This window comes from Pseudomonas sp. UW4 (assembly GCF_000316175.1).
Taxonomy (GTDB): Bacteria; Pseudomonadota; Gammaproteobacteria; order Pseudomonadales; family Pseudomonadaceae; genus Aquipseudomonas; species Aquipseudomonas laurylsulfatiphila.
Genome location: NC_019670.1, coordinates 2,646,261 through 2,663,331, shown reverse-complemented (window position 1 = coordinate 2,663,331; position 17,071 = coordinate 2,646,261). Strand labels below are relative to the sequence as shown.

General features: G+C 60.4%; 17 protein-coding genes. 8 read left to right on the top strand and 9 right to left on the bottom strand.

Annotation, left to right across the window (positions count from 1 at the left end; all coding sequences use genetic code 11):
• Nucleotides 1-215: 215 nt before the first annotated feature.
• The 3 genes from gltS to PPUTUW4_RS11570 all read left to right on the top strand — a co-directional run bounded on the left by gltS (nucleotide 216) and on the right by PPUTUW4_RS11570 (nucleotide 3,545).
• Nucleotides 216-1,430, top strand: a complete 1,215-nt coding sequence (gene gltS / locus PPUTUW4_RS11580; RefSeq protein ID WP_015094820.1) for a sodium/glutamate symporter — start codon at nucleotides 216-218, stop codon at nucleotides 1,428-1,430.
• 115 nt (nucleotides 1,431-1,545) lie between these two features.
• On the top strand, nucleotides 1,546-2,361 hold the full coding sequence (locus tag PPUTUW4_RS11575) for an AraC family transcriptional regulator (RefSeq protein WP_015094819.1): 816 nt from the start codon (nucleotides 1,546-1,548) through the stop codon (nucleotides 2,359-2,361).
• A gap of 62 nt (nucleotides 2,362-2,423) precedes the next feature.
• A complete protein-coding gene (locus PPUTUW4_RS11570; RefSeq protein ID WP_343228946.1) occupies nucleotides 2,424-3,545 on the top strand; it encodes a low specificity L-threonine aldolase in 1,122 nt (373 codons plus the stop codon).
• 79 nt (nucleotides 3,546-3,624) lie between these two features.
• On the opposite strand, the gene PPUTUW4_RS11565 is transcribed toward PPUTUW4_RS11570, so the two are convergent.
• The 4 genes from PPUTUW4_RS11565 to PPUTUW4_RS11550 form a co-directional block, all read right to left on the bottom strand.
• Complete coding sequence (locus tag PPUTUW4_RS11565) at nucleotides 3,625-3,882, bottom strand: Atu4866 domain-containing protein (RefSeq protein ID WP_015094817.1); 258 nt, start codon at nucleotides 3,880-3,882, stop codon at nucleotides 3,625-3,627.
• A 15-nt stretch (nucleotides 3,883-3,897) separates the two neighbouring features.
• Nucleotides 3,898-4,635, bottom strand: coding sequence for an SDR family oxidoreductase (locus PPUTUW4_RS11560; RefSeq protein WP_015094816.1), 738 nt, complete (start codon nucleotides 4,633-4,635; stop codon nucleotides 3,898-3,900).
• A gap of 133 nt (nucleotides 4,636-4,768) precedes the next feature.
• Entirely contained in the window at nucleotides 4,769-5,692 is a 924-nt protein-coding gene (locus PPUTUW4_RS11555; RefSeq protein WP_015094815.1) for an NADP-dependent oxidoreductase, read from the bottom strand.
• A 74-nt stretch (nucleotides 5,693-5,766) separates the two neighbouring features.
• A complete protein-coding gene (locus PPUTUW4_RS11550) occupies nucleotides 5,767-6,207 on the bottom strand; it encodes a DoxX family protein (RefSeq protein WP_015094814.1) in 441 nt (146 codons plus the stop codon).
• Between the two features lie 153 nt (nucleotides 6,208-6,360).
• Here PPUTUW4_RS11550 and PPUTUW4_RS11545 point away from each other — a divergent pair, with 153 nt between their 5' ends.
• Nucleotides 6,361-7,263, top strand: a complete 903-nt coding sequence (locus PPUTUW4_RS11545) for a helix-turn-helix domain-containing protein (RefSeq protein ID WP_015094813.1) — start codon at nucleotides 6,361-6,363, stop codon at nucleotides 7,261-7,263.
• Nucleotides 7,264-7,307: 44 nt separating this feature from the next.
• Here the strand turns inward: PPUTUW4_RS11545 and PPUTUW4_RS11540 are convergent, their stop codons facing one another.
• Nucleotides 7,308-8,072, bottom strand: a complete 765-nt coding sequence (locus PPUTUW4_RS11540; protein ID WP_015094812.1) for an SDR family oxidoreductase — start codon at nucleotides 8,070-8,072, stop codon at nucleotides 7,308-7,310.
• 246 nt (nucleotides 8,073-8,318) lie between these two features.
• Here PPUTUW4_RS11540 and PPUTUW4_RS11535 point away from each other — a divergent pair, with 246 nt between their 5' ends.
• Both PPUTUW4_RS11535 and PPUTUW4_RS11530 read left to right on the top strand, forming a co-directional pair.
• Entirely contained in the window at nucleotides 8,319-9,236 is a 918-nt protein-coding gene (locus PPUTUW4_RS11535; RefSeq protein WP_015094811.1) for a LysR family transcriptional regulator, read from the top strand.
• Nucleotides 9,237-9,399: 163 nt separating this feature from the next.
• Nucleotides 9,400-10,293, top strand: a complete 894-nt coding sequence (locus PPUTUW4_RS11530; RefSeq protein WP_015094810.1) for a LysR family transcriptional regulator — start codon at nucleotides 9,400-9,402, stop codon at nucleotides 10,291-10,293.
• On the opposite strand, the gene PPUTUW4_RS11525 is transcribed toward PPUTUW4_RS11530, so the two are convergent.
• From PPUTUW4_RS11525 to PPUTUW4_RS11515, 3 genes are all read right to left on the bottom strand, one after another.
• The gene (locus tag PPUTUW4_RS11525; RefSeq protein ID WP_015094809.1) at nucleotides 10,281-11,453 is read right to left on the bottom strand and encodes a carboxymuconolactone decarboxylase family protein; all 1,173 of its coding nucleotides are present in this window, start codon (nucleotides 11,451-11,453) and stop codon (nucleotides 10,281-10,283) included. The genes PPUTUW4_RS11530 and PPUTUW4_RS11525 overlap by 13 nt on opposite strands.
• 18 nt (nucleotides 11,454-11,471) lie before the next feature.
• Nucleotides 11,472-12,524, bottom strand: coding sequence for an alpha/beta hydrolase (locus tag PPUTUW4_RS11520; RefSeq protein WP_015094808.1), 1,053 nt, complete (start codon nucleotides 12,522-12,524; stop codon nucleotides 11,472-11,474).
• 64 nt (nucleotides 12,525-12,588) lie between these two features.
• A complete protein-coding gene (locus tag PPUTUW4_RS11515) occupies nucleotides 12,589-13,683 on the bottom strand; it encodes an alpha/beta fold hydrolase (RefSeq protein WP_015094807.1) in 1,095 nt (364 codons plus the stop codon).
• 206 nt (nucleotides 13,684-13,889) lie between these two features.
• Between PPUTUW4_RS11515 and PPUTUW4_RS28030 the strand changes: the two genes are divergently transcribed.
• Both PPUTUW4_RS28030 and PPUTUW4_RS11510 read left to right on the top strand, forming a co-directional pair.
• Entirely contained in the window at nucleotides 13,890-14,189 is a 300-nt protein-coding gene (locus PPUTUW4_RS28030; RefSeq protein WP_015094806.1) for a DUF4189 domain-containing protein, read from the top strand.
• Nucleotides 14,190-14,349: 160 nt separating this feature from the next.
• Nucleotides 14,350-16,089 (top strand): dipeptidase, encoded by a 1,740-nt coding sequence (locus PPUTUW4_RS11510; protein WP_015094805.1) that lies wholly within the window; start codon nucleotides 14,350-14,352, stop codon nucleotides 16,087-16,089.
• Between the two features lie 454 nt (nucleotides 16,090-16,543).
• On the opposite strand, the gene PPUTUW4_RS11505 is transcribed toward PPUTUW4_RS11510, so the two are convergent.
• Nucleotides 16,544-17,071 (bottom strand): GNAT family N-acetyltransferase, encoded by a 528-nt coding sequence (locus PPUTUW4_RS11505; protein ID WP_015094804.1) that lies wholly within the window; start codon nucleotides 17,069-17,071, stop codon nucleotides 16,544-16,546.

Genomic DNA, 17,071 nt, shown 5'->3' with positions numbered 1-17,071 from the left:
ACCATCGCAAGCGTGATGGCAGCCTATGCCAATACTGGTGGGTTTTCCCATTCAGGCTAGGCTGTCCTCACTGCTGGCGCACAGGCGTAGCTGATGATCGGAGCTATCTGGCGAGCAAGGCTGGAAGTGGCTGTATCGACCATTCATTGATCCAGGTCCAAACATTGAATGACCGGATCCTGATAATGATTGTTCAGTTTTCAGGTAGGCCTTAAATGACTTCACAGCTCTTCCAGGTTCACGGCCTCGTGAGTTTTACCCTTGCCATCCTCCTGCTTTTCCTCGGCAAAACCCTCGTCCAGCACAACGCCTTTCTCCGTCAATACTGTATCCCCGAATCGGTCGTCGGCGGCTTCGTCTGTGCGGCGGTGACATCCCTGCTCTACTTCGGCCTGAATATCCAGGTCGAATTCGACCTGCAGGTTCGCGACACCCTGCTGCTCTATTTCTTTGCCGGCATTGGCTTGAAATCGGACATGCGCCAACTGCTCAAGGGCGGACGCCCGTTGCTGATCCTGCTGTTACTCGCCGCCGTGTTCATTCTCCTGCAGAACTCGCTGGGCATGGGTGTGGCCCAGGCCTTTGGGCTTGATCCGAAGGCTGGCCTGATGGTGGGCTCCATTTCCCTCACGGGCGGAGTGGGTACCACCCTGGCCTGGGCACCGCTTTTCGTCGAGAAACTGGGCATCAGTAACGCCCATGAACTGGGCATCGCCAGCAACACCGTCGGCCTGATTGCCGCTTGTGTCATCGGCGGCCCTATCGCCAACCGACTGATAGATCGTTACCGACTGACGCCGTCCAGGGATGCGGAGCTGGAAGTCGGTATTCTCGAGCAACAACCGAGCAAGGCGCTGGACTACTACGACGTGCTCTGGGCGTGGATGTGGCTCAACCTGACCCTGATGCTCGGCTATGGACTCAACCTGCTGCTGGTCGATGCCGGCATCACCCTGCCCAAGTTTGTCAGCTGCCTGTTCGCGGGCATCGTCATTCACCACCTGGTGCTGGCCTTTGTGGGTGATCAACGCCTGAAAAGCTGGAGCGGCGCCAGCCTGGGTCTGTCACTGATCTCCGATATCTGCCTGGGCATGTTTTTGACCATGGCCCTGATGGGGCTTCAACTTTGGCAGCTCAGCGGCGCGCTGTTGTTCATTCTGTGTGCGTTGACCCTGCAAATTCTGCTGACGGTCGCCTATACGTATTTTGTGGTCTTCCGCTTCATGGGGCGCGATTACGAAGCGAGCGTGATCGCTTCCGGATTCGGCGGGATCGCCCTCGGTTCCACGGCGACAGCCATCGTCAACATGTCGACCGTGACACAGAAGTACGGCGCGGCGCACCAGGCCTTCCTGATCGTGCCGCTGGTGTGTGGCTTTTTCATTGACCTGGTCAATGCCGTGATCATCAGCCTGTTCAGTGGTCTGTAGCGACCGCGGGTGCCTCAGTAACCACCCCCATTACTGGCACCCCATGGATCTGAACCGCGTGAGCACCTAGACTTTGTGCGCCCCTGCCCTCCTTGCCGATTGTTGAACGGGTCCCATGACTGAGCATGCCAAGTACCATCACGTGTCCGAAGTACCAGGCCTGGTGCTGGGTTCCGCACGTTTTGCCGATGTCGGCTTCGATCGCCATTACCACCTCGACTTCCACATTGGCTTTGTCACCGAAGGCATCCAGCGTCATCGTTCGAAAGGCGAGTCGTTTCTTTTGGGGCCGGGACGTATTGCCCTGATGCCGCCGGGTGAAATTCACGATGGTGCGTCTGAAGGCGGCGGCGCCTATACGCTCAAGACGTTCCGTCTGTCGCAGGCACTGATCGCGGACATGACCGAGGAGATCAGCGGTCAACCGAGAGAACTTGAGTTGACCAGTGTGTTGCTCGAAGACCCGCGGCTTGTCGGCAACCTGCGCGGGCTGCACGAAGCGATGCAGCAGGACGTTGGACCTGGCAGCCTAGCGCTGCAGACGCAATGGTTCACCCTGCTTGAACGCCTGTTGTGCCAGTCACGGACAATCACGCCCGAAAGCATTCCCGGATCGCTCTCAGCCCTGCAATGGTCCCGCGTCAGGGACTATTGCTTCAGTCACATCGATCAGCGAATCACGCTCGATGATCTTGCCGGACTGTGCGGTCTGGGCCGATTCCCGTTCCTCAAGCAGTTCAAGCGGACCATCGGCATGACGCCGCACGCATGGCTGCTTCGGCTGCGTCTGGAACGGGCGTGTGGCCTGCTATCGCGCAGCGGGCAACCGATCATCGATGTCGCCCACGCCGTCGGCTTTTACGATCAGAGCCATTTCAACCGCGCCTTTCGCCAGGCGTTCGGCGTCGCACCCTCGCGCTACAGGACTTAGGGCGTCGACCATCAGGCAAGCGTCAATTTTTTACAAGCGCGACAACCGTCCCTCTCCCTAGGATGCGCCCATCCAGGCGAAACACCTTCGCCTGCGCAGCCGAGAATTCGATGATGAACGGTGAAACAAGCAGAGCGCCCGCCCTGGGTTTTTCAAGTGACAACATCGCAGGCGCATCGCCTGAGGTGGCACACGCCATGGTGAAACACAGCACGGGCCAGGCGGGCCCCTATGGCAGCGACGAGCTGACGGCGCGGGTCCAGCGCAAATTCTGCGAGATCTTCGAGCGCGATGTGGAGGTCCTTCTCGTGCCCACCGGCACCGCCGCCAACGGCCTGTGCCTGAGCGCGATGACGCCACCCTGGGGCAATATCTATTGCCATCCGGCCAGTCACATCAACAACGACGAATGTGGTGCGCCGGAGTTCTTCTCCAACGGCGCGAAGCTGATGACCATCGACGGTCCGTCGGCCAAGCTGGACATCACCCGACTGCGTGAGCGCACCCGCGAAAAACTGGGTGACGTGCACACGACCCAGCCCGCTTGCGTCAGCATCACCCAGGCCACCGAAGTCGGCAGCCTCTACACCCTGGACGAAATCGCGGCTATCGGTGAGGTCTGCAAGTCGGCTTCCCTTGGGTTCCATATGGATGGGTCCCGATTCGCCAACGCCCTGGTATCCCTGGATTGCTCGGCGGCAGAGATGACCTGGAAGGCCGGCGTGGATGCCCTGTCGTTTGGCGCCACCAAGAATGGCGTGCTGGCGGCGGAAGCCATCGTCCTGTTCAACACCTCGCTCGCCACCGAAATGAGGTACCGCCGCAAGCGTGCAGGTCACCTCTTCTCCAAAATGCGTTTTCTTTCGGCGCAGATCGATGCGTACCTGAGCGATGATCTCTGGCTGCGCAATGCCCGCAAGGCCAACGATGCCGCCCAGCGCCTGGCGCAGGGGCTTGCCGGGCTGAGCGGCGTTGAAGTGCTGGGCGGCACCGAGGCGAATATCCTGTTCTGTCGGCTGGACTCTGCCGTGATCGATGCACTGCTGAAGGCCGGGTTCGTCTTCTACCATGATCGCTGGGGCCCCAACATCGTGCGTTTTGTCACCTCGTTCGCCACCACCGCCGAGGATGTCGATCACCTGTTGAGCCACGTGAGGCGAGTGGTGAGGTCGGTACACGCATAACGGGCGCAATGCTCGATGACGGATGCCGGCGGTGCTCACTCTTAGTCGAATGAGCACCCGCCACTGCGGCCTCAGGCGTCTACATCTGGCGATAAAGAATCATGCCCGCGTGATACAGGATCCCGTCGCGGAACTCCCCGTCAGCCGTGAAGCCGGTGTCGTCGACGTACTCGATATGGTCACCCTCCAGCCAATACTGGCCCTGATAGGCACTCGTCTTGCGGCCCCGGGCTTCATCGTACCGGCCACCGGGCAACAGCTCATGGCGGATGAGCCCGTCTGCCGTGACCCACAGACCGACATACTTATCCTGATCAGCGGATTTTTTCATCGTCATGTTCAAGTCCTCCGTTCAGAACGCACTGGCGGTCGGGCGGACAATCAGCTCACTGACGTCCACATCGGCAGGCTGTTCAATGGCGTAAGCGATCGCACGAGCGACCGCCATTGCAGGGATGGCGATCTTGCGGAACTCGCGCATCTCGGCCCGCCCGCCTTCATCGGAAATGCTCTCGGCCAATTCGGACTCGGTAACGCCCGGGGAAATCACGGTGACACGGATGTCCCCGCCGACCTCCTGGCGCAACCCTTCCGAGATGGCGCGCACGGCAAATTTGGTCGCGCAGTAGACCGCCGCCGTAGGGCTGACGGTGTAGGCACCGATCGAGGCGATATTGATGAACTGGCCTGATTGCTGTTTTTGCATCAGCGGCAAACCGGCCGCGATACCGTGCAACACGCCGCGAATATTGACGTCGATCATCCGGTCCCACTCGGAGACTTTCAGCGCCTCGAGTTTCGACAGCGGCATCACCCCGGCATTGTTGACGATCACATCGACCCGGCCATGCAGCTTGAACGCAAAGTCCACAAACCCTTGTACGTCGTCTCGGCGGGTGACATCCAATGCCTGAAAGTGCGCGACTCCACCGCTCGCGTTGATCTCGCCACAGAGTACTTCGAGGCGCTCGGTACGACGCGCCCCGAGTACGACATGCGCCCCCTTGCTGGCTAACAGGCGCGCTGTCGCCTCGCCTATGCCACTGCTCGCGCCCGTGATCAGAACGACTTTTTTCGAGATGTTCGACATGACCCTAATCCCTCACTTGAGTGTCTGGTGACGCGAGAGCGGTGTCTCGCTACCAGTCCAGATTAGGGATAACGGCGGTCGGCCAGTTAGTCAGATCCTTCTGACAACTTGCCTGATCCTGTCGGGGAACCCCTTACTTCGTGGCGTCGAGAACAAGCCTGCCCTGTAAATGCCGGCCCATGCTTTTCTCGATCGCCACTTTCGCGTCACTCAACAGGAATGCCTCGACGTCGACCCTGAGGTGTCCCTTGTCGAACAGTTCGGCAATCAGCGAAAGCTGCCGGCCATCGGAGCGGGTGGCAAAGTTGGCGGGGGTCACACCGTAGTCGTTGGCCAGCGACATGTTCGGCAGGCTCACGGGCGATACCAGCACGCCATGCTTTTTCAGCACCGCAAAGGAACGGGTCTGTGTGTCGCCGCCCACCAGGTCCAGTACCACATCGACACCGGACACCAACTCGTCGAATGCCTGGGTCCTGTAGTCGATGGTGTAATCAGCGCCGAGGTCTTTCAGGTAAGCATGATTATGCGCGGAGGCCGTTGCGTAGACTTCGGCGCCCAGGTACTTGGCCATCTGCACGGCCATGCTGCCCACGCCACCGGCCGCGGCGTGGATCAACACTTTCTGCCGACGTTGCACACCCGCGTGTTCGGTCAGGGCCTGCCAGGCTGTCAGGGCTGTTGCGGGGACAGCGCCGGCCTGCAAGGCACTGAGTGACTTGGGTTTCAGCGCCAGCTTTGCAACCTGGGCGACGGCTTTGGTCGCATACCCTCCGACGATGTTGATGAAGCCAAACACTTCATCACCAAGGCTGAACTCAGTGACACCCTGCCCCAGCGCGATCACGGTACCGGCCACTTCAACCCCCGGGGTAAAGGGCAGCGGCAAAGGGATGAACGCTTTCATGGCACCGGAAAGGATCTTCCAGTCAATCGGGTTCACCCCGGCTCCGGCGACATCGATCAGCACTTCACCGACACCGGCCACCGGGTCGGCAATATCTTCCAGACGTAAAACTTCAGGGCTGCCGTATTCGTATACGCGTATGGCTTTCATGGAGGTCTCGACTATCGAAAAAGAAGGGAGAGAAACATTGCGCTGCGAGGGGCTGGCCTTCGCAGCGCGGGGTATCAACGACGGCGAGCGTCGAGGCTGAAACGACCGGCACCGAAGGCCACGACCTGCAACAGGCCACCGGCCATCGCGATGTTCTTGAAGAAGTGGATGAACTGGTTTTGATCGCCCAGGGCGTTATGGAAGGCCAGTGCGGTAAACACGCTGAACACAGCCAGCACAGCGGCAACGGTGCGGGTGCGGTAACCGGCGATCAGTGCCAGGCCACCACCGATCTCAACGATGATCGCCAGCGCCAGCGCCAATTGCGGAAGGGGAAGCCCCACAGAGCCGATGTAGCCGACCATCATGGTCGGAGCGGCCAGTTTCGAAAAACCGGAGAGGATGAAGATTGCGCTGAGCAGCACGCGGCCGATCAACGAGGCCGAAGCCTGGGTGACGTTGGAACGGCTCTGTTCAGCGGTGGCGGAATGAGCGATGTTTGCGGAAGTCGTCATGAGGCATTTCCTTCAATGGGGTGCGATTCGACATGAACCGCCCTGTTGAGGAAATGTTGCTCTCGGCCAGCTCATCTGAATAGCCGACTAATTTAGATCATTAGATTCGATAAAATAGACAAGCAAATCACCCCATCGAAAGGGAGCTCAATCGTGCAAACCGCTGAGCGAACGTCTGCAACAGGCCTGGAGGCCCACATTCGCGGTCAGCGCCTGGCCGCCTCCGACGAGGTTTTTTCCAACGATGTGCTGGTGCAGATCTTTACCCGCGAGCGGATCGAGCAAAGCGTCATCGTTCCCGCCGTGGCTGAGCCGCTGATTGTCTGGGTACTTTCCGGGAGCGCCACCATTGAGGAACGGGAGGCAGGCGAAGCGTGGCGGGCGAGTGAAGTGACAAAGGGGGATTTTTTCCTCACCACCAGCGCCGTGCCCTACGAAATGCGCTGGCAAGTGACCAGTGCGGAGCCCTTTGTGGTGATGCACATTTACCTCGGCCTGCCCCTGCTGGAACGAGCGATTCAGGAAACCGGCAAACACGTCACTGGTTCGATTGGTCTGCGTGAAATATCCGGGGGGCGTGACGAGACTTTATCGTTGTTGTTCGAACAGTTCAGAGTCGAACTGCAATCCCGGGGAGAAACCAGCCCGCTGCTGATGCAAGGCATCGCCCAGTGCATCGCCGTGCACCTGGCGCGCCACTATCTGGATGCGCAAGCCGATAACATCGTTCAGCGCAACGCCCTGCCGGCCTTCAAGCTCAAGCGTGCGGTGACTGCGATGGAGGCGTCGCTGGGCGAGACGTTTTGCCTGGGGGATCTGGCCGACGCAGCCGGGATGAGCGAGTACCACTTCAGCCGCCTGTTCAAACGCGCCACGGGGCTTTCACCCTCGCGCTACTTCATCAGGCTGAGAATGACCAAGGCCAGGCAACTGCTGATCGAAACCGACATGAGCATCATCGATGCGGGGCTTGAGGTCGGGTACAGCAGCGCCAGCCATTTTTCCCAGGCATTCAAACGGGAGGTCGGCGTTCCGCCCAGTCATTACCGCAAATGAAAACGCGGCACGGCGCTCGTCGTGCCGCAAGTACAACCGGCCAATCAACTGCCCACGGGAATGCTCATGCCGCCATCGGCCATGACGACCGAGCCGACAATGAAACTGGCGCGCTCGGAGGCCAGGAATGCCACGATCTCGGCGATTTCATCGGGCGAAGCGGCACGGCCGATCGGTGCCGACTTGCCGTGCTCTTGCAGGAAGCCCGGGCCATCTTCCATGAAGTGATTGAGCAGATTGGTGACCACGTCGCCCACGCCAATCGCATTGACTCGAATACCGTGCTCTATCGCTTCCAGCGCCTGGGTTCGGGTCAGTTGCGCCAGTGCCCCTTTCGATGCGGTGTAGGCCGCGATGCCCGGGAACGCGAAGTAAGAGGCATAGGACGCAATGTTGACGATGGCGCCTGACTTTTGCTTCATCATTTCCTTCGCCGCTTCACGGGAATGAAGGAACGCGCCCGTCACGTTGGTCTCCATCTGCCAGCTCCAGTCCTCGCGCGTCATCTCGACCAGAGGCTTGTAGATGATCCGTCCCGCGTTGTTAACCAGCACATCGAGCTTGCCGAAGTGCTGAACGGCCAGGGCAACCGCTTGTTCCGCCGAGCCATCGACCGTGATGTCGGCCACGAATGGCACCAGGCCCGGACGCTCGAGAGCGTTCACTTCAGGGTTGATGTCTTCGGCAATGACCTTGGCGCCACGGCAATGAAACAGCTCGGCGATGGCACGGCCGATACCACTGGCGGCGCCCGTGACAATCACGACTTTGCCGGCGATTTCGTTGGGGGTAGGCATAAAATCAGTCATTTCGTTTCTCCTTTCCAGAGAGCAGCTGAACCATTCCAGCCGCTGCGCATACGCCGTATGCGGGTGTCGCTTTCGACGACTCAACTGTCGCCGATCACGGTTCGCCACTCTTTAGGAGCCTTGTTCAACCTGTCGCGGTTTTGCGCTTATCTGCCTGGTGTTTCATTTTTTCAGCACACCGGGCAGATGCATGACGCTATACGTTGTACCGGGATAATATTGGCCATTACGTTCGAGGAAATTGGCATGATCTCTGACCCCGGAACACCGACACTGGACCAGCTGCGCGTTTTCCTGACGGTCGTGGAAGTCGGCAGTTTTGCCGCAGCGGCCAGAAAACTGCACCGGGCCACCTCGGTCATCAGTTACTCGATCGCCAACCTGGAAATGCAGCTCGGCGTGTCGCTGTTTGACCGTCAGACCACCCGCAAACCCCAGCTCACCGATGCCGGCCGCACCGTGCTGGCCGAAGCCAGGACCATCGCCAACGGTATTCATGGATTACGCGCCAAAGTGAAGGGCCTGCTCCAGGGGCTCGAAGCCGAGGTTCACGTGGTACTCGATGTAATGCTTCCGCCCGAACGCGTGGTGGATGCACTCAAATCCTTTCGCGAAGCATTCCCGACCGTTGCCCTGCACTTGCATATGGAGGCCCTCGGCGCCGTCACCGAGCTGGTGATCAACCGTGGCGCGATCATCGGCGTCAGTGGGCCCATGAATGAAGGCATCGACGGTATCGAAAGAATGGGCGTCGGCAGTGTCGAGTTGATTCCGGTGGCCGCCCCGAATCATCCTCTGGCATCGAGCGACTCGAATGTTCCGGGCACCGGGCGAGAGTTCACGCAACTGGTGCTGTCCGACCGTTCGGTGCTGACCAAGGACAAGGATTTCGCCGTGCTCAGCAACCGCACCTGGCGGCTGGCGGACCTGGGCGCCAAGCACATGCTGCTGCGTGAAGGCATCGGCTGGGGCAACATGCCGGCCCCGATGGTCCAGGAAGATCTGGAGAGCGGCCGACTCGTGCAACTGAACATTCCGGAATACAAAAGCGGTCAATACTCCTTCGACGTCATCTACCGCACGGATGTGCCACCGGGGCCGGCGGCGCGGTGGTTGATTGAACGCTTCGTTCAGCAAGGCTCGGCGCAGGAGGCATTGGCTTGAGGACGGTACTTGTCGATTTTCTGTAACCAGGGGATTGAAAAATCGTTTTTTCGAGCAGAGATCCCAGGGGCACTCTTTTGACCAGACCGTAAGCGTTCCAGGACAACACCATTACTCACTTCAAATGGCATAATCGCAACCGGTTCATAACAGGTGCGTATCAATGACCGTCGAAAGCTACGACCAACTGGCGATCTTCTCGGCCGTGGCACAGGAGCGCAGTTTCACCCGTGCCGCTGCCAGGCTGGGTATGTCGCAGCCGGCCTTGAGCCGCGCCATGCGCCAGCTGGAGGATCGACTGGGTGTCCGGTTGCTGTCTCGCACCACGCGCAGCGTTTCGCCGACTGAAGCCGGCGAGCATCTGCTACGGGTGATCGCCCCCAGGTTCGAAGAGATCGACAACGAACTGGCCCTGCTCAGCGCGTTCCGCGACAAGCCGGCGGGCAAATTGCGGATCACGGCCGGCGAGCATGCTGCGATCACGGTTCTGCACCCCGTACTGGCCAAATTGCTGCCGGACTATCCTGACCTCAACATCGAAATCATCGTCGACTACGGCTTTACCGACATAGTGGCCGAAGGCTTCGACGCTGGCGTGCGGTTGGGTGAGCAGGTCGCCAAGGACATGATCGCCATGCGCATCGGCCCCGACATGCGCATGGCGGTGGTCGGCTCCCCCGCGTACTTCGCCCGATACTCAAAGCCCGTCGTCCCGAATGATTTGATGCAGCACAATTGCATCACCTTGCGCATGCCGACTCACGGCGGGCTGTATTCGTGGGAGTTCGAGAAGAATGGCCAGCCAGTGAACGTCCGCGTCGAGGGCCAACTGGTGTTCAACAACATCGCCATGCGCCTGCAGGCTGCCCTGCAGGGGTTGGGCCTGGCCTACATGCCGCAAGACCTGGTGCAGGAGCATGTCACGCAGGGCCGGTTGATACGCGTGCTCACGGACTGGTGCGAACCCTTCTCTGGCTACCACCTCTATTACCCGAGCCGACGGCAAAGCTCGCCAGCCTTTACCCTGCTGCGCGAAGCCTTGCGCTATCCGGGCTGATTGGCCTGGGTGGCGTCCAGCGCCTCGGCGGCGCGCTTGGCGGCTTCAGCATCCCCCTGATCGGCCAGTAACCGGGTCAACTGACGCAATTGCCCGACAGTCAGGCCAACCCGCAGGCTGGCGGCCATGTGCGAGCGCAGTTGTGACTCTACGCCCGGTGTGGTGGCCAGCGCCGCGACGGTCGCCAGCTCCCGACTTTGCCAGTCAAGGTTGTCGCGCTCGAAAATGTCGCCGAACAGATGCGCTTGCAGGTACTGATTGATGACAGGGACGAAGTCGAACAGCGGCCCCTGGACAGGCGCCCCGGCAATGCGCGTCTGGTTGGCCTTGCCAACTGCCAGCAACTCATCGCCGACGGGAATGACGCGACCGGGCTCGCGCCCCGCAACATCCTTGATGCCCCGCTGTTTGCGTGCATCCACCACTTTCATCAACTCGCCAAGGGCATTGAGACTGCGCGGGAAACCGCTGTAGGCGTAGAGCTGCACCAGTATTTCCTTGGCCTCGCTGACCGTCAGCCCCGCATCAAGCCCCTGGTTCAGGGCCGCATTGAGTCGGGGAATATTGCTCGTGGCCATGGCGGCGGCAATCAACGGGATGGCCTGCTGCCTGGCGGACAATGTCTCGGAAACGGGTCGCGTAGCAGGCAAGGTTTGCGGTGCAACGGAACGCTGGGCGCTGTACTGGGCATCGGTGACCTTCTCCAGCCATTGCACGCTTTTGCCCTCTACCGAACCGGTCACGGCCAGGTGCGTCATGCGGCTCGTCGCAGCGGCACCATGCCAGTGCTTGACGCCCGGCGGGCAGACAATCACATCCCCCGGATGGATTTCCTGCACGGGCTTGCCCCACTCCTGCGTCAGGCCGACGCCGGAGGTCACCACCAATCGCTGGCCGGCAGGATGGGTGTGCCAGGCCGAACGCGCGCCCGGCTCGAAGGTGACGTAGGCACCGGACGCATTGTTCTCGCCCGTGGCAGGAAACAACGGATCGACGCGCACCTGTCCGGTGAAATAATCCGCCGGGCCGGCGACCGAAGCCTGGCTTCCTGCCCGGCTGATCTGCTGGGCGGCCCTGGGCTCACTGACACTGTCGGCCCCTGCTGCGCCGGCAAAAGGCGCCGCGGCGCACACCGCGATGCCAAAAAGCGTGTTTTTCATGATCAAGGATTCCTCGAGTCAGAGTGTTCTGGCGTAGAACGCGTTCAACTGGCCTATGGCGACGTCCACATACTCGGGCACCCAATAGGTTTCGATATGGGTCGCGCCATCGATCGTGAACAGTTTCTTGTCCCGGGTTCCAGTGGCCTTGGCGAACGCCTGCTCCGACATGTACAGGCTGTCGGCCTTGCTGCCGGCGATCATCAGCAAGGGTTGGTCGATCAGTTCGATCTGGTCCGTGGCATCGAAGCTCATCAGGTCCAGCAGGCTGCTCTGGGTGTAGCGGAAGGTCGAGTTCGGATGGGCGTGGGTCTTGCCGTAATACTCGAAACCCTGCCGATACAGATCGAATGGCAGCCTGGCGATCTGCTCATCGGTCAGTCTGGCGTCGCCGACGTAGAGCACCTCCCCGCCCGCTGCTTCCTGCGCGCGGGCGGCCGAAGCCTGCTGCAGGCGCTCCTGGATCGTCGACAGTTGCGAGTCCCGGTAGCCATTGCGACGTACCAGCCCGGAGTTGAACATGCTCAGGGTCGCGATCGACTGGAAGCGCTTGTCGGTTTGCGCCGCCTTCAACGAATACCCACCGCCGCCGCAGATACCGAGCAAGCCCAGTCGTGCGCTGTCGACGCCCGGATTGCGGGCGATGAAGTCCGCCATGCCATGGATGTCCTCGATGCGGTACGCGGGCTTGTCGATGTTGCGCGGCTCGCCACCGCTGGCCCCCTGATACGCCGCATCCGCCGTGATCGTGATGTAGCCCTGATCGGCCAGGCGCTGGGCATACAGGCCGGCGACCTGCTCCTTCACCCCGCCATTGGGATGCGCCACGACGACGGCCGGGTATTTCTTCGCCGCGTCATAATGGGCCGGGGTGTAGACGTTGGCGGCGATGTCCAGGCCGTTGAGTTTGTAAGTGACCGGATGGATGTTGACCTTGCCTGGTTCGTTCTTCACCAGCGCGCCTGCGTAGGTCAAGGTGTAGGGATTGTGTTTGTAGTCCGCGGCCTCGGCGTCAACGCCCGACATGCCGATCATGGCGGCCATGAGAGTGGCCTTCAGCGTGGTTCGCATCTTGTGAATACTCCTGACAATTCCAGTTTCCAAGGGTGTGCGGCAGCGATTGCCCTGCTCGGCATCAATCGAGGTTTTTCTCGGCGAGAAACTGCGAAACCAGGTCCGCGATTTCGACGTTATTCAGGTCCGAAAACGGGAAGTGGCTGTTGCCCCTGATGCCGATCTCCGGCAGGTGAATGAGCCGCACGTCGCCGCCATGGCGGTTCACGGTGTCTCGCCACAGTCGCGCCATCTCGAGCCGGGCACGCCAGCTGTCCTGTGCCGGTAAACGAACCGGCTTGTCGGGGATGTTGTCGCCGTAGATGATCAGGATGGGGATATGCGTCAGCGCTTCGAACTGCGCCTTCGATACGACCTGCGCCGAGAGCGTGTCGAACGCGCTGGGAATCGGCGCCGGCACCTCGCCTTCGGGAAACACGAAGCTGCTACCCGGCTCGAACGCGACGATGCCCCGCACCTGTTGGCTCTTGATCGCGGTCATCCAGCCGGGGCCGCCGCCCTGAGAGTGGGTGAACAGGATGGCCGGCCCGGTCTTGTCCAGCAGCGCCGATACGCCATCGGAGGCGACTTCAATGTCATAAGGACCGGTGTTGGGTGTCATCGAACGGAAGAATTGCTCCAGCGCCTGTGGCCCACGGGGGAACTGACTGCCCTCGAAGGTTTCAGGCCACAGTCCGATGCGGAACTGGTTGAACCACAGTTGCTCGTCCGGCACTGGCTTGATCGTCGTTTCCACCAGGCTGCGCCCCGCATCGCCACGGCGCGGTTGGTCGATCAGGTAGGTGGAGAACCCGCGCCGCAGGAAGATGTTCTGGAAGCCTTCACGACCATCGGCCGTGGTTTCCCAGGACTTCGCCGATTGCCCTGCGCCATGCCACATGACGATGGGCAACGGGTGCGCATCGACCGGTACCTGATAGAACGCATACACATGGTCGCCATGGTAGGTCTGGCCATCCGGCATCAGCGGTTTGTAAGGATCGAAGCGGCCCGGCTGAGTGATCAGTCCCCCGCCGGCAATCAGGCTGCCTTGATCCTTGATGATCAGCGGGCTGCGCTCGGCAGCCTCCACCAGCGCCCCGCCAGTCAGGGTGAGACAGAGGGTACCCGCCCTGACGGCGGCATGTGCGTACTTGCGGATGGAATCCCGGGTCATGAGTGGCTCTCGACGTGTCATCGCAGAGATGCAAACTACCGCCCAGGCATTAATTAATGAATAGACCCAATCGGATAGCAGTAATACCAAAACCACATAATTCAATTGAATGAGGCAGGTCCAGCCGAAGGTGGAGGATGTCCTGAAAGAGGCCTAATCTGAATAGGCACGACCTTGAGCACGCCTCTTGATACAGGGGAACCGCAATGACGGGACATACAGCACGCCAAGGCTCGTCATGGATCCTGCTTTCCCTGCTCGCCGCCAATCTGGCGCTGCTGGCCGGATGTTCAGGCAAAACCACCACGGCTCGCCCTGCAGCCTCAAGCATCGGCTCAACCTGCTATGCAAAGGCACTTCCCACTGTCGGCGAAGGAGGCCTCGCTTGGGGCAACACCTTGAACATCGCACGCCAGAAATCCCTGGCTAATTGCAAACGCTATGCCGGCCGATCGGGTGGCACGCCGGATACCTGCCAGGTGGTGTTGGCGGAATGTAAACACTGAAAGAGCGTTTTTTCGTTTCTGCGTCGCTTTTGCATTTCTGTGCGACAGATCCCACTTCAGGGACTCCCGTTTCACAGGCTCATGGTGTTAGTTTTGAAATGTTTCTGATCAAACGATCAGATATTTCTTACAACCCGCCTGCAAAGGAATGCCCCCAGCAATGGATTTTTCACTCAAGCACCTGGCTGCGACCACCCTGATGCTCGCCAGCCTTTCGTCGTTCACCAGCGTTGCCCACGCCAACATCACACCGCAACAGAGCGCGATCATCCTCAAGACGTTCACTGATGCTTCGGTCAAGGATTTCCGCCAGTTCCTGCAAACCCTGGCCAAGAGCGATGTCGCCAAAACCGACGACCTCGGCCCGGCCATCGGTGCCTTCCTCGACAACAAGGCGCTGTCCGCTGAGCAGCAGAACGAAATCCATCGTTTGCTGGGTCTTTATGCCCGGGTGAAGTACGGCAGCGCGGCCACCGAGACCCTGAAGGAGTTGGTGGCCATTCCGACCGTGCGCGTGGACGGCGTTGACCAGCACGACAATCCCGAGTTCCTCAAGATTGCCGAGAAGATCAAGGGCATCGCCCAGGCGTTCAACCTGAACTTTCGCAACATCGACAACCGCGTCTACGAGATCTCCCTCGAAGGCAAGGGCGATGAAGTCGTCGGCATTCACGCCCATGCCGATGTGGTGCCGGTGACGCCGGAGAACTGGGTTCTGCAGGACGGCACCCGCCTCGATCCGTTCAAGGTCACCCTGGTCGGCGATCGCATGTATGGCCGCGGCACCGAAGATGACAAGAACGGCATCGTGGTGGCGCTCTACGCCATGAAGATCATCAAGGAGGAGCAACTGCCGCTGGCGCGCAACTTCAAGCTGCTGGTCGACACCACCGAAGAAACCAGCGGTGACGCCATCCCCTACTACTTCGAGCGCAACCCGACGCCCAACTACAACCTGGCGCTGGATGGCGGCTACCCGGTGGTGATCGCCGAGAAAGGCTACGGCACCGTCATGGCGAGCTTCGCCAAGCGTGCTGGCGAAGGCAAAGGCGCGCAAATCATTTCGATGACCGGCGGCCTGGCCACCAACCAGATTCCATCGACATCGGTCGCGACCCTGGTGACCGACAAGCCCGCCGAACTGGCTGCCAGCCTGCAAAAAGCCGGCACTGAGTACGCCAAGCAAAATGGCGGCAACTTCGAAGTGGCTGCCAAGGTCGACGGCAAGGACGTCAAACTGACGGTCACCGGCGTTTCCGCCCACTCCTCCGAGCCCGAGTCTGGCGTCAACCCGGTGGCCAGAATGCTCGACTTCATCAATAGCCTCGACGGCAAGGTCGCGCTCAAGCACAACCAGATCACCGACGCCGCCCGCTACGCCGCCGACAACTGGGGGCTGGACTACCTGGGTGGCAAGCTGGGGGTCGGTTTTGCCGATGAGTTCATGGGCCCGCTGACCACTTCCCTGACTTTTGTCGGGATGGATGACAAAGCCTTCAAACTCGCCGTCAACCTGCGCGTGCCGAAGGGCAAGACGCCAGAAGCGCTCAAGTCCGAAATCGCCACCAAGCTGGACGCCTGGAGCAAGAAGACCGGGATCGCCCCGACCTTCGACCTGTCGATTGCCGAACCGATGTACCGCAACCCCGAGGGTGAATGGGTCAAGGCCCTGCTCGCGGTGGCCAGCGAAAACCTCGGCATGGAACACAAATTCGGCACCTCCGCCGGCGCCACGTCCGTGCATGAATTGCCTAACGGCGTGCAATTCGGCCTGGCCATGCCGGACGTCAAGTACACCGGTCACAACGACAACGAGTTCAAGACGACAGAGCAATTCCTGCTGGACTTGCAGATCGTGACCGAGATGATGGGCCGCATCGGGCAATTGCCGACGCTTTGATCGGTTCTTTCACTGGATTGGACTCGGACGCGGTCCCCTGTGGGAGCTGGCTTGCCAGCGATGGTCGTTAGCGATAACGCGTGTTAACCGGATAACCGCGGCGCACTTGAGTCCATCGCCAGCAGGCTGGCTCCTACAGTTTTAGCGTGGACACGGTCCTTTGTGGGAGCTGGCTTGCCAGCGATGGGCGTTAACGATAACGCGTGTTAACCGGATGAACGCGGCGCATCTGAGTCCATCGCCAGCAGGCTGGCTCCTACAGTTTCAGCGTGGGCAGGGTCCCCTGTGGGAGCTGGCTTGCCAGCGATGGTCGTTAACGATTACGCGTGTGAACTGGATGAACGCGGCGCATTTGAGTCCATCACCAGCAGGCTGGCTCCTACAGTTTTCCGGGAATGTGTGAAGAAAATCTCCCTTCGGACCCGCCCTCCCGGCGGGTCCGGTTTGATGCCGGCTACGGGACCTGGGGTACCCGCCACGACATGGCGCAGCGGCTACCGGGCTCAAAACCGCAGCCGTACTCTTGTGCCAGGATGTCTGCAAGGCGCTTGCCCAGAGTTGCCCCAGCGGTGACTTCAAACCCCAGCCGCCGGTAAAAGGGCGCGTTCCACGGCACCTGTGTGAAGGTCGTCAGCGTGACACAAGCCAGCTGATTCAAGCGTGCATATTCCATCGCCGTTTCAACCAGTCTTCGTCCCCAGCCCTGCCCCTGCACGGACTGTTTGACCGACAGTTCATGGATATGAAGATCGCTGCCGTGGCGTTCTGCACTCAGGAAACCCATGGGCCGAGCTTGCGCGTCGACAGCCACCCAGCAAGTCGATAACGCGATCAACTGCCTGTGACGGTCGACTGTCATGGTGGCAGCGTCCGCCAGCCAACCCAGCTCATCGATCGAGCGGAATGATTGAGCGGCGCAACGCTCAACAGGGGGCAGCAACGGTGCATCATCGGGTACAGCCAGGCGAATGTGTGCAGGCAT

Bases quoted from the DNA above. Each gene is read 5' to 3' on its own strand.
- gltS (WP_015094820.1), top strand. From the start codon at position 216: ATGACTTCACAGCTCTTCCAGGTTCACGGCCTCGTGAGTTTTACCCTT.
- PPUTUW4_RS11575 (WP_015094819.1), top strand. From the start codon at position 1,546: ATGACTGAGCATGCCAAGTACCATCACGTGTCCGAAGTACCAGGCCTG.
- PPUTUW4_RS11570 (WP_343228946.1), top strand. From the start codon at position 2,424: ATGCGCCCATCCAGGCGAAACACCTTCGCCTGCGCAGCCGAGAATTCG.
- PPUTUW4_RS11565 (WP_015094817.1), bottom strand. From the start codon at position 3,882: ATGACGATGAAAAAATCCGCTGATCAGGATAAGTATGTCGGTCTGTGG.
- PPUTUW4_RS11560 (WP_015094816.1), bottom strand. From the start codon at position 4,635: ATGTCGAACATCTCGAAAAAAGTCGTTCTGATCACGGGCGCGAGCAGT.
- PPUTUW4_RS11555 (WP_015094815.1), bottom strand. From the start codon at position 5,692: ATGAAAGCCATACGCGTATACGAATACGGCAGCCCTGAAGTTTTACGT.
- PPUTUW4_RS11550 (WP_015094814.1), bottom strand. From the start codon at position 6,207: ATGACGACTTCCGCAAACATCGCTCATTCCGCCACCGCTGAACAGAGC.
- PPUTUW4_RS11540 (WP_015094812.1), bottom strand. From the start codon at position 8,072: ATGACTGATTTTATGCCTACCCCCAACGAAATCGCCGGCAAAGTCGTG.
- PPUTUW4_RS11535 (WP_015094811.1), top strand. From the start codon at position 8,319: ATGATCTCTGACCCCGGAACACCGACACTGGACCAGCTGCGCGTTTTC.
- PPUTUW4_RS11530 (WP_015094810.1), top strand. From the start codon at position 9,400: ATGACCGTCGAAAGCTACGACCAACTGGCGATCTTCTCGGCCGTGGCA.
- PPUTUW4_RS11525 (WP_015094809.1), bottom strand. From the start codon at position 11,453: ATGAAAAACACGCTTTTTGGCATCGCGGTGTGCGCCGCGGCGCCTTTT.
- PPUTUW4_RS11520 (WP_015094808.1), bottom strand. From the start codon at position 12,524: ATGCGAACCACGCTGAAGGCCACTCTCATGGCCGCCATGATCGGCATG.
- PPUTUW4_RS11515 (WP_015094807.1), bottom strand. From the start codon at position 13,683: ATGACCCGGGATTCCATCCGCAAGTACGCACATGCCGCCGTCAGGGCG.
- PPUTUW4_RS28030 (WP_015094806.1), top strand. From the start codon at position 13,890: ATGACGGGACATACAGCACGCCAAGGCTCGTCATGGATCCTGCTTTCC.
- PPUTUW4_RS11510 (WP_015094805.1), top strand. From the start codon at position 14,350: ATGGATTTTTCACTCAAGCACCTGGCTGCGACCACCCTGATGCTCGCC.
- PPUTUW4_RS11505 (WP_015094804.1), bottom strand. From the start codon at position 17,071: ATGCCTGCACACATTCGCCTGGCTGTACCCGATGATGCACCGTTGCTG.